13 protein-coding genes are annotated in these 13,471 nt (G+C 65.0%); 5 read left to right on the top strand and 8 right to left on the bottom strand.

Annotated features, from left to right (window positions below; all coding sequences use genetic code 11):
• Positions 1-25 precede the first annotated feature (25 nt).
• The 3 genes from GD606_RS14680 to GD606_RS14670 are packed head-to-tail and all read left to right on the top strand — an operon-like array spanning position 26 to position 2,495.
• The gene (locus GD606_RS14680) at positions 26-1,012 is read left to right on the top strand and encodes an ABC transporter ATP-binding protein (RefSeq protein WP_163300825.1); all 987 of its coding nucleotides are present in this window, start codon (positions 26-28) and stop codon (positions 1,010-1,012) included.
• Complete coding sequence (locus GD606_RS14675) at positions 1,009-1,974, top strand: ABC transporter ATP-binding protein (RefSeq protein WP_163300824.1); 966 nt, start codon at positions 1,009-1,011, stop codon at positions 1,972-1,974. Before GD606_RS14680 ends, GD606_RS14675 begins: the two co-directional genes overlap by 4 nt.
• Entirely contained in the window at positions 1,971-2,495 is a 525-nt protein-coding gene (locus GD606_RS14670; RefSeq protein ID WP_163300823.1) for a hypothetical protein, read from the top strand. Before GD606_RS14675 ends, GD606_RS14670 begins: the two co-directional genes overlap by 4 nt.
• Positions 2,496-2,684: 189 nt before the next feature.
• On the opposite strand, the gene GD606_RS14665 is transcribed toward GD606_RS14670, so the two are convergent.
• The 3 genes from GD606_RS14665 to GD606_RS14655 all read right to left on the bottom strand — a co-directional run bounded on the left by GD606_RS14665 (position 2,685) and on the right by GD606_RS14655 (position 4,939).
• A complete protein-coding gene (locus GD606_RS14665) occupies positions 2,685-2,984 on the bottom strand; it encodes a hypothetical protein (protein WP_163300822.1) in 300 nt (99 codons plus the stop codon).
• Between the two features lie 345 nt (positions 2,985-3,329).
• Positions 3,330-4,247, bottom strand: coding sequence for an alpha/beta hydrolase (locus GD606_RS14660; protein ID WP_163300821.1), 918 nt, complete (start codon positions 4,245-4,247; stop codon positions 3,330-3,332).
• An 8-nt stretch (positions 4,248-4,255) separates the two neighbouring features.
• The gene (locus GD606_RS14655) at positions 4,256-4,939 is read right to left on the bottom strand and encodes a TetR/AcrR family transcriptional regulator (protein ID WP_163300820.1); all 684 of its coding nucleotides are present in this window, start codon (positions 4,937-4,939) and stop codon (positions 4,256-4,258) included.
• A gap of 408 nt (positions 4,940-5,347) precedes the next feature.
• Here GD606_RS14655 and GD606_RS14650 point away from each other — a divergent pair, with 408 nt between their 5' ends.
• Both GD606_RS14650 and GD606_RS14645 read left to right on the top strand, forming a co-directional pair.
• Positions 5,348-5,749: a Ros/MucR family transcriptional regulator gene (locus tag GD606_RS14650; protein ID WP_163300819.1), complete on the top strand. Its 402-nt coding sequence runs from the start codon at positions 5,348-5,350 to the stop codon at positions 5,747-5,749.
• Positions 5,750-6,260: 511 nt separating this feature from the next.
• Entirely contained in the window at positions 6,261-6,659 is a 399-nt protein-coding gene (locus tag GD606_RS14645) for an FmdB family zinc ribbon protein (protein ID WP_163300818.1), read from the top strand.
• A 264-nt stretch (positions 6,660-6,923) separates the two neighbouring features.
• Here the strand turns inward: GD606_RS14645 and GD606_RS14640 are convergent, their stop codons facing one another.
• The 5 genes from GD606_RS14640 to groES all read right to left on the bottom strand — a co-directional run bounded on the left by GD606_RS14640 (position 6,924) and on the right by groES (position 13,053).
• Entirely contained in the window at positions 6,924-9,623 is a 2,700-nt protein-coding gene (locus GD606_RS14640) for a cobyric acid synthase (RefSeq protein WP_246298825.1), read from the bottom strand.
• An 11-nt stretch (positions 9,624-9,634) separates the two neighbouring features.
• Positions 9,635-10,060 (bottom strand): YidH family protein, encoded by a 426-nt coding sequence (locus tag GD606_RS14635; RefSeq protein WP_163300817.1) that lies wholly within the window; start codon positions 10,058-10,060, stop codon positions 9,635-9,637.
• A 146-nt stretch (positions 10,061-10,206) separates the two neighbouring features.
• Complete coding sequence (locus GD606_RS14630; protein ID WP_163300816.1) at positions 10,207-10,830, bottom strand: phosphatase PAP2 family protein; 624 nt, start codon at positions 10,828-10,830, stop codon at positions 10,207-10,209.
• 222 nt (positions 10,831-11,052) lie between these two features.
• A complete protein-coding gene (groL, locus tag GD606_RS14625; RefSeq protein ID WP_163300815.1) occupies positions 11,053-12,693 on the bottom strand; it encodes a chaperonin GroEL in 1,641 nt (546 codons plus the stop codon).
• A 69-nt stretch (positions 12,694-12,762) separates the two neighbouring features.
• The gene (groES, locus tag GD606_RS14620) at positions 12,763-13,053 is read right to left on the bottom strand and encodes a co-chaperone GroES (protein ID WP_163300814.1); all 291 of its coding nucleotides are present in this window, start codon (positions 13,051-13,053) and stop codon (positions 12,763-12,765) included.
• Positions 13,054-13,471: the final 418 nt, after the last annotated feature.

Genomic DNA, 13,471 nt, shown 5'->3' with positions numbered 1-13,471 from the left:
TACGCCGCAAAAGGCCCCGAACACCATGCCGGACACCCTGCTCTCCATTCACGACGTGCGCACCGCCTTCCACACCGCCGAGGGCACGGCCGTGGCCGTGGACGGCGTGAGCCTGGCCGTGGCCCGGGGCGAGACCCTGGCCGTGGTCGGCGAGTCCGGGTGCGGCAAGACGGTGCTCGGGCTGTCCATCCTGGGGCTGGTGCAGCCGCCGGGACGCATCGACGCCGGGCGGGTGCTCTTCGACGGCACGGACCTTTTGACCCTGTCCCCGGACGAGATGCGCCGGGTGCGCGGCAACCGCATCTCCATGATCTTCCAGGAGCCCATGACCTCGCTCAATCCCGTGCTGCGGATCGGGGAGCAGATCGCCGAGGCCATCCGCCTGCACCGGGGCAAGTCCCGGAGCGAGGCCCTGGCCCAGGCCGGGAACATGCTGACCCTGGTGGGCATTTCCGACCCCGACCGCCGCCTGGCCAGCTTTCCCCATGAACTCTCCGGGGGCATGCGCCAACGGGTGATGATCGCCATGGCCCTGTGCCTGTCCCCGGACCTGCTCATCGCCGACGAACCCACCACGGCCCTGGACGTGACCATCCAGAAGCAGATCCTGGCCCTCATGCTGGATCTGGCCGCCGCCAAGGGCACGGCCATCCTGCTCATCACCCACAACCTGGGGGTGGTGGCCGAGACCTGCGACAACGCGGCCATCATGTATTCCGGACAGGTGGCCGAATACGGCGACGTGCCGTCTCTTTTCGCCAGCCCCCTGCATCCCTACACCGCCGGACTGATCCGCTCCCTGCCCCGGCCCGGGGACAAATCGCGGCTGGCGGCCATCCCGGGCACGGTGCCCAGCCTGACCCGGCTGCCCCGGGGCTGCCGGTTCCATCCCCGCTGCCCTCTGGTCTTCGACCGCTGCCGCACGGACGTCCCGCCCTTTTTCCGCCTGGAGTCCGGACGCTGCGCGCGCTGCTGGCTGCATGCCGAGGCGGCGGTGGAGCGTCTGCCGTGAGCGCGCTGCTTGAGGTGCAGGGCCTTTCCCGGCGCTATGTCGTCCGGGGGGGCGTTTTGGGCACGTCCCGGCGCACGGTGACCGCCGTGGACGGCGTGGACCTGAGCGTGGGCCGGGGGGAGACCGTAGGGCTGGTGGGCGAATCGGGCTGCGGCAAGTCCACCCTGGCCCGATGCGTGGCCGGGCTTGAACGGCCAAGCGCCGGACGGGTGCTCCATGGCGGCCTGGAAATGGACGATCCGAAGGTGCGCGACAATCTGCCGCGCCTGATCCAGATGGTCTTCCAGGATCCCTTTTCCTCCCTCAACCCGCGCCGCAGCGTGGGATTCAGCGTGGCCGAAGGGCTGTGGGCCATGGGCATGGGCGACCGGGCCGCCCGCCGGGAGCGGGTCATGGAGCTTCTGGACCAGGTGGGCCTTTTGCCCGAGCACGCCGACCGCTATCCCCACCAATTTTCCGGAGGCCAGCGGCAGCGGGTGGCCATCGCCCGGGCGCTGGCCACCAACCCGTCCCTGGTGGTCTGCGACGAGCCGGTCTCGGCCCTGGACGTGTCCGTACAGGCCCAGGTCATCAATCTCCTGTGCGACCTCAAGGCCCGCCTGGGCCTGGCCTACCTGTTCATCTCCCACGACCTGGCCGTGGTCGGCCACATCAGCGACCGCACGGCGGTCATGTATCTGGGCCGGATCATGGAACTGGCCGCCACGGACACCCTCATGGACAACCCGGCCCACCCGTACACGAGGGCCCTCTTGGCCGCCGCGCCCATACCGGACCCGGCCAGACGCCAGGCCGCCCGCTCCCCCCTGGCGGGAGACGCGCCGAGCCTTTTCTCCCCGCCCCCGGGATGCGTCTTCCACCCCCGCTGTCCCGAGGCCATGCCGGAATGCGCCGTATCGTCCCCCAAGCTTCTCGAAACATCACCCGGACACTTTGTCCGTTGCCTCAAGGAGACCCCATGAACTGCCCCACCACCGCGCCCCAGGCCCCTTCCACCGACCTCAACGCCGCCGTGGGCGACATCTTCAAGGTGCTGGCCGCCGAGAACTGGGCCCGCTTTTATTTCGCCGTGGACCGCGACGGCCAGGTGTTTGTCGACATCCCGGCCGAACGCATCCTGGCGGCGGAAAAAAACCAGCCGCTCTTGGCCGAATTCCTCAAGGAGATCAACGCCAAGCCCACGGACTACGAAACCTCCCAGCGGGTGGTGGGGGAGTTCGTGTTCCGCAACCTTGAGGTCAGCCGATACGCCTCGGGGATATTGGCCCAGGCCTTCGACAGCGAGGCCTTCAAGCTTGAGAACCGGCTTTTCGCCATGTGGCTGACCAGCCATGAGGCCATCATGGACGAGCGGGTGCGGGAATTGGACGAATGGTTTGAATACTACGAGGGCTGGCGGGAGAGCGAACAGGTGCGCCGCTTCGCCGCCGGGCTGGCCGGAAGCGGCAACGTGGAGAACCCCGGGCAGGGCGGCGTCCATTAGTTTTACGGGCGCACACGGCGAAAGGGGCCGCAGCCTGCCGCATCAGCCTTCTTCCTGCCGCCCCGGCCGCCCAACCGGCGCGCCGGGCAGGCGGCCGGGTTCACCCCGCAGCCTTACAAAGAGGCTCTCCCGTACGGCGCGCGCCGCGCCGCTCGCGAAAACGCAGGGTGCGCAACGCGCCAAAAGCCGTTAGAGCCCGGACCAGCCCCGGTCGTTCATGCACCGTTCGAACACATCGGTCCTGGTGCTCTCGATCTTATAATTGCTGTAATAATTTGACATCTGGCCAACGGCCGTGGGGTCGAAAGAGACCCTGTCCTGGATGTTGACCCGCTGTTCCAGCAGATTCTCGATATCCCTGCAATAGGCGGTGTCGCTGGCCAGGCGGGCCTTGGCCTCGGCCGGGTCGGTGATCTGGGAGTTGACCCAGCGGTGGCCGCATCCGGCCAGAAAAAGGACCGTCACAAGGAGTACGCACGAACGGTTCAAGTGGTTTCTCCATCGGTTTTCAAACATGTTCCAGGGCAATACGGCAATTTTCCGTAAAGCGGAGGATCTGTCAACATCGCCGTGCAGCGGGTGTCGAGAGCACATGATCTGACCGATGTAGAGCGTTCTCCGAGAGGAGGACTGGGACTGGAGAAGGCTCGTTGAGGCCATCCAAGGCGACGAACCGGGCAGGACCAATTCACGGAACCCTGTAGCCCCAACCCGCAGGGAACATGACAATCCCCGCATCCATGCCCCTTCTGACGACATTGGACGGATACTGACAAGCGATCATCCGGCTTGATGCCCTATCGGAACGCAGGATCTGTTCGATCTTCGGCATCTTCAGCCAAGGTGCTTGCTGGCAAAACAGGATATTTCGTCCATGGCCAGGGCCGCCTCACGAAACATGGGGGAAAGAAGCGGATAGCAATGTATCATCCCAACCCCCGGACGAAAGACAACATCGACGCCCGCTTCCCTGGCCCGTCGCGCGAACTTCTCTCCATCATCATACAACTCATCATCCTTCGCCGAGTTTATCAACAGCGGCGGAAAGCCTCTTTGATTGCCAAATAGCGGCGACATCAAGGGATCCCGGCGGTCTGCACCACCGGCATAGTGATTGGCGAATACGACCCAGGAATCCTTCGGGGCGACCGAACGCTCGTTTCGGGTAGAATATCCCGCACTCGAACAGGTGAGGTCGGTCCAGGGAGATATCGCCACCGCAGCGCAGGGCATCGGAAGGGCGTATTTCCTGATCGCAAATAAAAGCGCCAGGGCCAGCCCGCCGCCTGCCGATTCGCCGGCGACCAGAATGTCGCCCGGGCGATGCGTCACTAACAATCCCCTATATGCGGCGATGGAATCCTCCACCGCCGCAGGATAGGGGTGTTCGGGGGCAAGGCGGTAATCATAGGTGAGCGCGGCATATCCCAGCCTGTTTGCGAAGGCGGACACGAATCCGCGGTGGTCGGCGCACGATCCCGACACGTAGCCGCCGCCATGAACGTAAAGGATGGCCTTGTTCCCGGGCGCTGCGGCCGGACGCAGCCATTCGGCCGCAATCCCGCCCATGGTCGTCGGCCCGACCTGGACTCCGGGCGGAATGCGCGACATCCTGGCGGCGGCCTTTTCGCAATCGTCACGAAACGCCTGGATGGAGCTATCCATGGTGAAGACGTCGCGGCGCAGCTTCCCTTGGAAATAGTGACGATTCCGAATCAAGGCATTGACCAGACGGCTCTTGAGACTCTGCATGGCGGTCCTCATTTAAGAAACAGCGGCAATACGGATTCAGGATCCGCTTCGCCCAGCGTGTTTCCATGGATGGAGTGGTGGATGGAAAGCCCCTTGACCAACGCCCAGAAGAGCATCGCCATGTCGCGGGGATTCCCGCTGCGGACAGAGCCTTCCGCCTGCCCCTTCGCGAAAATTCTCTCCATGATTTGATATGGGCCGTGGGCATGGCGCGCGAGAATCTGGCGCGCAGCATCGGGAAGCGCCTCCGATGCCGAGACCAGGGCGACCAGCAGATGGAATTTCCCTGTCTCGGCGTTTTCCTGAATCCCGCGTATCAGCAGCCGCAATGCGAGGCGGATCTTGTCCGCCACGGGAAGCTCCATGGCCTCAAGGTCACGCGCGGCCGCATCCATCTTCGGCAGGGACTCTTGCAGCAGGGCAACCAGCATATCGTCCTTGCTCTGAAAATAATGGTACAGCAGCCCGGACGAAATCCCCGTCTCCGCCGCAATGTCCGTGATGCGGGTGGCCGCGAAGCCCCGACTGACGAACAGCCGCAAGGAACTCGAGAGGATTCTTGCCCGCTGCGTGTCGCGCTGGAGTTGGTTTTGTTCCTGGTTTCGGCCCATTTCATTCTCATTGACTAAAATTTCAGTCAATATATCAAGCCGCCGTGCCGCAGGCAAGGGTTTTGACGGCGTCGCCTGCAATCTCCCTCTTTCCGCACGGCAAGCCGCTCCAAGCCTGTCGCGCCTGACGCTTACCCATCCTGCGTCCCGTCCCCCTGCCTTTTCCCCAGTCGTGTAACGTTGCTCATCCCCTGTGGAACTCGCCCACCGTGACGGCTCATGGCTCATACCATGCGAGACAGCCAGCTCGAGAGGCCATATACGGCACGGGCCTTGCTTTTTCCCTCACGCAATCCAAGGTTGCATCGCAGTCCGAAGTCCGTGCATGAACGCATAGCCCCGTGCAAACATCCGCCGTATCCTTAAAAAGGTATAAGCTCACTTTTATGCGTGGAATGCAAATATTTTCCTTGACAACACATCGGGAAATGTTCTTTACAATGAAACAGAGTCTTTGAAAAAAACGTAATTCGGCGACGGGAGGTCACCATGGATGATTATCTGAAACAAGCCCTTGACATCGTCAAGGCTCAAGCCAGCGTGCGCACAATGACCGAGGAGGAGCTCACCTCCATGGTCACGAAACTGGCCGAAGGCATCAAGAGCATCAGCGAAGGCACGGCTCCGGAAGCGGAAGTCGAGGAGAAAGCCCCGATCATGGACCCCAAAAAGGCCATCCGGGAAAAGAGCATCGTGTGTCTTGAATCCGGAAAGTCTTTCAAGATTCTGACCAAGCGGCATCTGGCCAAGTATGGCATGACGCCCGCCGAATACAGGGAAAAATGGGGTTACGCCAAGAACCTGCCCCTGGTGTGCAAAGAGTTGCAGCGTGAGCGTCGCAAGAAGATGAAGGAAATGAAGCTGTGGGAGAAAAGGACGAAAAAGAAGTAGTGCGTCCGGATCGCCTGCCCGGCGCGGCGTCCCTGGGCGACGGGGTGTTGAGAGAGAATGCGCACTGGCTGATCGTATCGGGATGCAGCGGGCATGTTTCCAAAGACGTGGCATGATCCCGCAGGCATGACCCTGGCATGGGGAAGGGACGCTTCCCCTGCCGGGGCCGTGGCCGCGACAGACGTCACCCCATACCCACAACCCCACCTCTGCTTTTCCCGGGGTGCCATCTTTTCTCCGCCACCCGTATTTTTTCCACAACCCGCCGTATTTTCAGGTATTCCAGCAAAATAACCGCCCTTTCCCCCCTTGACTGGGGCGATTCATCGATTATCTATTTGGCGCTCGCACACGCCAAGTGCCAGCTTTTTTTGTGAAATACAAACGATCTCATACGGTTACGGCAATAGCGCCGCACGCTTTCAAGGGAATACGGGACCGTCGCCGCAGGCCCGCCGGGGCCTCGGCGGACCACTGATCACGTAAGCCATGCATCTCGTGGAGAAAAGACATGCCGATCTATGAATACCGCTGCCAGGACTGCGACAAGGTGTTTGAAAAGATTCAACGCGGCTTTGAAGAACGCACGGAAGCCTGTCCGGCCTGCGGCGGGGACTCGAAGCGGATCATCTCCAACACGTCCTTCGTGCTCAAGGGCTCGGGCTGGTACGTGACCGACTATTGCAACCGCCACGGCGGGGCCGAGTCAGGCGGCAACGGAGAGTCCGGCGCCAAGGGCAAGGACAGCGGCGCCGCGTCCGATTCCGCATCCGCTGCGTCCGATTCCACGTCCCCCGCGTCCCCCGCGTCCGCCGCGCCCTCCGCGTCCGGGACGTCGGGCGACAAGGCCCCGGCCGCCGCGTCCTGCGCCACCGCGTGCAGCGGCTGCGGAGCGGCTGCGGCCAAGTAGCTCCCGGTTTTTCCCGCAGCCCCGCCGTCGGCCGCCAGCCCCGGCTGATGTCAACGCCCCGGTTTCAACAAACCGGGGCGTTGTGCCGCCAACGGCGGCACAACCGCCGGGCGCAAAGCCCCGAAAATCCCTCGCTGACGGCCCGGCTGCGCCGCGGCCTGCCCGTGAATTTCAAGGCTGCTGACTGTGTCGGCAGCATGAGCCGGATCGCTTTGCCGATCCGGCCTTTTTGCGTTGTCCCGGCGCGAAGCGACAGGTCGGCTCTCACAGCCCGAGGACGGCCGCCACGGCCTGCATGTCCAGGTGCGCCTCCACCACGTCAGCCAACCGGGAGAGGGCCGGTTCCAGGTCGTAGGGAGTGGGGACCGTCCGGGGGGCAAGGCCCTTGCGGCGGCGCAGGCCGTCCAGCCAGACGCGGCGAAAGCCGTCGGCGTCGAACAGGCCATGCAGGTACGACCCCCACGCCAGCCCGTCCGGACGGGCGTGCCCCAGGGCCTGGCCGTCCTCGCGGCGCACGACCTCCACAAGCCCGGAGGCGCACGACGGTCGGCTGGTCCCGTGGTGGATCTCATAACCCGCAAGCGCGCTGCCGCTGGGCAGGTGGACCGCCGCCACGAAGCGCAGGGTCTTTTCGGGCAAAAGCTCCGTGGCCAGAGGCAAAAGCCCCAGCCCCGCCTCCCGCTCCCGGCCCGACTCCAGGCCCGTGGGGTCGCGCACCTCGTCGCCGAGCATCTGCATCCCGGCGCAGATCCCCACCACCTCGCACCGGCCCGAGGCCGCGCAGGCCGCGATCTCCCGGTCCAGGCCCACAGTCCGCAGCCAGGCCAGGTCGGCCAGGGTGTTCTTGCTGCCGGGTAGAATCAGGGCGTCGGGCCTGCGGCCGGGGGCCACCTCCCCCGGGGCGCGCACCAGGCGCACGGCCGTATCCGGCTCCACCAGAAGGGCGTCGCAGTCCGTGAAATTGGAGAGGTGCGGCAGATCGATCACGGCCACGTCCAGATCGGCCTCCCGGCGCACGGGCAAAAGCCCCCCGGCCTTGAGCGACACCGAATCCTCCTCGGGCAGCTCCAGGTTTACGATGTTGGGCACAACGCCCCACACCCGCCTGCCCGTCAGCCGACAGAGAAAGTCCGGCCCGTCGCCCAGAAGCCTGGGATCGCCCCGGAAGCGGTTGAGCACGAAACCGGCCACTCGCCGCCGGTCGGCCTCGGGCAAAAGCTCCATGGTCCCGGCCAGGGCCGCGAACGACCCGCCCCGGTCGATGTCTGCGACCAGGAGCACCGCCGCCCCGGCATGGGCGGCCATGGCCATGTTCACGATGTCGTGGCGCATGAGGTTGATCTCGGCCGGGCTTCCCGCGCCCTCCAGGACCATGACCTCGTGGCGGGCCGCCAGGCCGTCGTAGGCCGCCGTGACCGTGGAAAAAAGCTCGCGCTTGCGGGCGAAATAGGTGCGGGCGTCCATGTTGCCCACCGGGCGGCCCAGGACGATGACCTGGGAGCCGGTCTCCGAGGAGGGTTTGAGCAACACCGGGTTCATGGCCGCCTCGGGGGCCAGGCCGCAGGCCCGGGCCTGGAGGATCTGGGCCCGGCCCATCTCCAGGCCGTCCGGGGTGACCCCGGAATTAAGCGACATGTTCTGGGCCTTGAACGGGGCCACGGACAGGCCCCGGCGGCGCAGGATGCGGCACAGGGCGGCGGCCAGGACGGACTTCCCGGCGTTTGAGGTCGTGCCCTGGAACATGATGGCCGGGGTCCGGCGCGGCCCGGCCGCCACGGGCGGCCGATGCCGCCGTTGAGGCCGGAGCCGGGCCGGATCGAGCAATCCCCTCATGGCCGCAAGCAGCCGGGCGTTGTCTTCGTCGCCACGAACAGCCACCCGGAAAAAGCGGCCGGACAGGCCCTCGAAATCGGCGCAGGCCCGGATGGCCACACCGTGTCCGGCCAACAGCCGGTCGCGCAGGACAAGAGCCGCATCCGGCTCGCCCTCCAGGCAGCACAACAAAAAATTGGCCTGGGACGGGAACACCCGCACCCCGGGCAGTTCCGCCAGCCCCCTGGCCAGGGCCTGCCGCAGCCGGGCCGTCTCCGTCCTGGTACGGGCCAAAAAGTCCGCATCCCCGAGAAAGGCCTCCCCCACGGCCTGGGCCAGGGCGTTGACCGGCCAGGGGGCCAGTTCCTCCCGCACCCGGCCGACAAGGGCCGCATCGGCGGCAAAAAGCCCCAGACGCAGCCCCGGCACGGCAAAGGACTTGGTCAGGGACAAGAAGACGGCCACATTGGCCGGTCGCTCCCGGGTCAGGCTGAAAAAATCCGGCACGAAATCGGCAAAGGCCTCGTCCACCACGAACAGACAGTCCGGACGCCGGGCGGCCAGCTCCCGCAGGGGCGCGTCCGGAAAGCTCTGTCCGGTGGGGTTCTGGGGACGCCCCAGAAAGACCAGGGCCGGGGACTCGGGCAGGGCGGCCTCAAGGGCTGCAAAATCCAGAGCGAACGCTTCCTCCGGGGATGTGAGGAAGGGCGTCACGGCCAGCCCGGCCCGCTCGCAGGCCCGGCGGTAGTCCACATAGCAGGGGGCCACGACCACGGCCCGGGACCAGACCGGCCCATCCGCACCGCCCGTCCTGACCGTCCCGACCGGCCCGACCGGGCCTCGGGCGGCCCTGGCCAGGGCGAAGAGCAGGTCGCTGGTGCCGTTTCCGGCCAAAAGCGTTTGCACCGGGACGCCGTAGCGGCGGCTGGCGGCCGCCAGGAGCCCGGCGCTGTCCGGGTCGGGATAGCGGATCAGGTCGGACACGGTGCGGCTGATGATCGGGCGCAGGGCGTCCGGCGGCCCGAGCGGGTTCATGCTGGCCGAAAAATCCAGGATGTCCGCCGGATCACGGCCGCTGGACGCGGCCAGGGCCAGGACATGGCCGCCGTGGGTTGTGGGCGCGAGGCCAGATACGGGGGGCATGGGGGGCATGGGGATGTGGGCTACCTGGCCACCAGCAGCCAGAACGCGGCAAAGAGGCTGATGATGATGGTCATGATGGAGATCATGAACAGCATGTCCGGCAGGGCCGAAAACTGCTGCTCGCCCCGGTTGATGAGGCGGCGCACATAGGCGAATCGCCACCCGGCCATGATGATCACGGCCACGCCCACGGCGAAGGTGGTCAGGCTGATGGCCTCGGTGTGCAGGTGCTTGCGGGTCAGGCCCTCGAACATGGGCAGGGACTGCATCTGGCGGATGAAGAAATCGAAGCGCTCGATGACGAACCCGAAGGCGAAGAGGGCCAGTCCCGTGCGGCACCATGCCAAAAAGGTGCGCTCGTTGGCCAGATGGTTGCGCTGCCAGGCCAGAAGCACCTGGGGGTTGGTCAGGTCGAAGGCCGTGGTGGGGATGGTGCAGTCTTTCATGGCGGGCTCCCTTTGGTGTCAGTGCGAGGCAATAGCCAAAAGGGCAGGCCGTGGCAAACCGGGGGCTGCGGGCGGCGTCTGCAACACGGCGACAACACTCCCGGATGCCCGCATGTCGCGGCCGCGTCTTCCGGACGGCGGAGGGTTCAGGCCCCGGGGCCGACCCGGCGCAGGGCCCACGCCCAGCAGGCGGCCGTGACCCCGACGAAGGCCCCGGCCAGCACGTCGGAGGGATAATGCCTGAGGGCGAACACCCGGCTGACCCCCACCATGGCCGCCACCAGAAGAAGCGGCCCGGCCAGACGGCGAAAACGCAGGGCCAGGGCCGCACAGAGGGCGAAGATGCGCGTGGAGTGGCCCGAAGGAAAGGACGTGAACCCGCTTTTCACGGTGAACCAGGTGAAGCCGTAGCGGTCCTCGGTGAAAAGAAGGGGCGGTCGGCAGCGCCCAAACACGAATTTCAGGCAGTCCGTCAGGGCGATGGCCGCACAGACCGCCAGGCAGATGCACAGGAGGTCGCGCGCCCAGTCCTTCGGGGTTGAACCCAGGAGGTTCACGGCGCTTGCAGCCAGGCCTACGGCCAAAAGCGAAAAGAAAAACGTCTCGTCGGCCGTAAGGCTTACGTATTTCGCCAGGTCAAACACCGCCGTCTGTTTGAGGCCGTGGGCGAACCAGGCCGCCGGGCGGTCGAAAAACAGAAAGGACAGGGTGATGAGGCCGGTCACGGCCAGGATCGCCTTGGCGGTTTGCGTCAGGAGCCTGCTCTTCATGAAACCTCCGTGGGGCGAAAGCCTATCCCAACCGCCGGGCAGGGACAAGCCACGCCGCCCAGGCCGCAGCCGGGACCATCCGGACGTCCCGGGACAAAATGCGCTCCGGCCGGAAAACAGCGAACCCCTCCCGGCATAACCGGAAGGGGTTCGGAAGCAGTCAACGGGGCCGGAGTTTCGTCCGGCCCCGGGTCATGATCGATGGCGCGGTGCGGGCGCGGGCTAGTACATGCCGCCCATGCCGCCCATGCCGCCGCCGCCCGGCATCGGGGGCATATCCTTCTTGGGCTCGGGCTTCTCGGCCACGGCCGCCTCGGTGGTCAGAAGCAGGGAGGCCACGGAGGAGGCGTTCTGCAGGGCGATGCGGGTGACCTTCTTGGGATCGACCACGCCGGCCTTGATGAGATCCTCGTACACGCCGGTGGCGGCGTTGAATCCCATGCCTTCCTTGCTCTCCTTGACCTTGGCCACCACGATGGAGCCTTCGAATCCGGCGTTCTGGGAGATCTGGCGCAGGGGCTCTTCAATGGCCCGACGCACGATCTGGATGCCGGCCTGCTCGTCGTCGTCAGAGGCCTTGAGCTTGCCAAGGGCCTTGTCGCAACGCACCAGGGCCACGCCGCCGCCGGGCACGATGCCCTCTTCCACGGCCGCGCGGGTGGCGTTGAGGGCATCTTCCACACGGGCCTTCTTCTCTTTCATCTCGGTCTCGGTGGCCGCGCCGACATTGATGACGGCCACGCCGCCCACGATCTTGGCCAGACGCTCCTGGAGCTTCTCACGATCGTAGCTGGAGGTGGTCTCGTCGATCTGGGCGCGGATCTGCTTGACCCGGGCCTTGATCTTCTCGGGGTCGCCCGCGCCGTCGACGATGGTGGTGTTTTCCTTGTCCACGATCAGGCGCTTGGCCTTGCCCAGGCTCTGCAGGGTCATGTTCTCGAGCTTGAGTCCCAGGTCTTCGGACACGCACTGCCCGCCGGTCAGGATGGCGATGTCCTCAAGCATGGCCTTGCGGCGCTCGCCAAAGCCCGGGGCCTTGACGGCCACGACCTGCAGGGTGCCGCGCAGCTTGTTGACCACCAGGGTGGCCAGGGCCTCGCCTTCCACATCCTCGGCCACGATCAGAAGGGGCTTGCTCATCTTGGCCACCTGCTCCAGAACCGGCAGCAGATCCTTCATGGAGGAGATCTTTTTCTCGTTGATCAGGATCAACGGCTCGTCCATCTCGCAGACCATCTTCTCGGGATCGGTGACGAAGTACGGGGACAGGTAGCCGCGGTCGAACTGCATGCCTTCCACGACTTCCAGGGTGGTCTCCAGGCCCTTGGCCTCCTCGACGGTGATGACCCCTTCCTTGCCGACCTTGTTCATGGCCTCGGCGATGATGTTGCCGATGGTGGCGTCGGAGTTGGCGGAAATGGTGCCGACCTGGGCGATCTCTTTCTGGTCGCGGGTGGGCTTGGCCAGGGTCTCGAGGTCGGCCACGATGGCCTCCACGGCCTTGTCGATGCCGCGCTTGATGGCCATGGGATTGCGGCCGGCGGCCACCAGCTTGACGCCTTCGGAATAGATGGCCTGGGCCAGGATGGTGGCGGTGGTGGTGCCGTCGCCAGCCACGTCGGAGGTCTTGGAAGCCACTTCCTTGACCATCTGGGCGCCCATGTTCTCGAACTTGTCTTCGAGCTCGATCTCCTTGGCCACGGTCACGCCGTCCTTGGTGATGATCGGGGAACCGAAGGACTTCTCGATGACCACGTTGCGGCCCTTGGGTCCAAGGGTGACCTTCACGGCGTTGGCCAGCTTGTCCACGCCTTTTTTGAGGCGTTCACGGGCCCGGGCGTCAAAAAGAATTTCTTTGGCCATGGATGACTCTCCTTACTTTTCGGAAATGATGGGAAATGGAAAAAATGCGAAGACGGGTTTCACGCGCCGCTATTTTTCGATGATGCAGAGGATGTCGTCCTCGCGCATGATCAGGAATTCCTCGTCCTCGACCTTGATCTCGGTCCCGGCGTACTTGTTGAAAAGCACGAATTCCCCGGCCTTGACGTTGGGCTTCATGCGCTTGCCGTCTTCGCCGAGTTTGCCGTCGCCCACAGCCTTGATCTCGCCCTTCATGGGCTTTTCCTTGGCCGAATCCGGGATGTACAGGCCGCCCTTGGTCATCGTCTCTTCTTCGAGACGCTTCACCAGAACGCGATCGCCAAGCGGTTTAAGCTTCATGTGCTATGACCTCCATTGGGTGTTTTGATGTGTGTTTTCTGTTAGCACTCGCCCACGTCGAGTGCCAGTCTCAGGCGGGAGAGAATCTAACCACGATTTCCGCAAAGGCAAGAAAAAAAATTGCCGCCGCCCCGTTTTTTTTCACCATCCGGAGACGGACGTCCGCTCCGGGGCTGCCCGGGAGGCCCCAGGCCCAGCCCGCCCGGCGCGCGCCACCACCGCAAAATGCTGCCCGGCGCAAGGCACGCCGGGAACCGCTTTCTGCAACCGCCGCACGAATGACATCCTCCTGTTTTTTTTCACCTCTTGACCCGGAGACGGGTTTTGACTAGCGTCTGTCGGGTCATCCTCCGCCAGCCGCAGCACCGCAGGCGGCAACCCGGGAGATTCCTGCCCGACAGTCCTGTCCCGGTCGGCG

It is taken from the genome of Desulfolutivibrio sulfodismutans DSM 3696 (assembly GCF_013376455.1).
GTDB lineage: Bacteria > Desulfobacterota > Desulfovibrionia > Desulfovibrionales > Desulfovibrionaceae > Desulfolutivibrio > Desulfolutivibrio sulfodismutans.
Note: the sequence above shows the minus strand (reverse complement) of the source record. Positions and strands in the feature narration are given on the sequence as shown.

Coding starts and splice junctions, on each gene's coding strand:
- GD606_RS14680 (WP_163300825.1), top strand. CDS start 26: ATGCCGGACACCCTGCTCTCCATTCACGACGTGCGCACCGCCTTCCAC.
- GD606_RS14670 (WP_163300823.1), top strand. CDS start 1,971: ATGAACTGCCCCACCACCGCGCCCCAGGCCCCTTCCACCGACCTCAAC.
- GD606_RS14660 (WP_163300821.1), bottom strand. CDS start 4,247: ATGCAGAGTCTCAAGAGCCGTCTGGTCAATGCCTTGATTCGGAATCGT.
- GD606_RS14650 (WP_163300819.1), top strand. CDS start 5,348: ATGGATGATTATCTGAAACAAGCCCTTGACATCGTCAAGGCTCAAGCC.
- GD606_RS14645 (WP_163300818.1), top strand. CDS start 6,261: ATGCCGATCTATGAATACCGCTGCCAGGACTGCGACAAGGTGTTTGAA.
- GD606_RS14640 (WP_246298825.1), bottom strand. CDS start 9,623: ATGCCCCCCATGCCCCCCGTATCTGGCCTCGCGCCCACAACCCACGGC.
- GD606_RS14635 (WP_163300817.1), bottom strand. CDS start 10,060: ATGAAAGACTGCACCATCCCCACCACGGCCTTCGACCTGACCAACCCC.
- GD606_RS14630 (WP_163300816.1), bottom strand. CDS start 10,830: ATGAAGAGCAGGCTCCTGACGCAAACCGCCAAGGCGATCCTGGCCGTG.
- groL (WP_163300815.1), bottom strand. CDS start 12,693: ATGGCCAAAGAAATTCTTTTTGACGCCCGGGCCCGTGAACGCCTCAAA.
- groES (WP_163300814.1), bottom strand. CDS start 13,053: ATGAAGCTTAAACCGCTTGGCGATCGCGTTCTGGTGAAGCGTCTCGAA.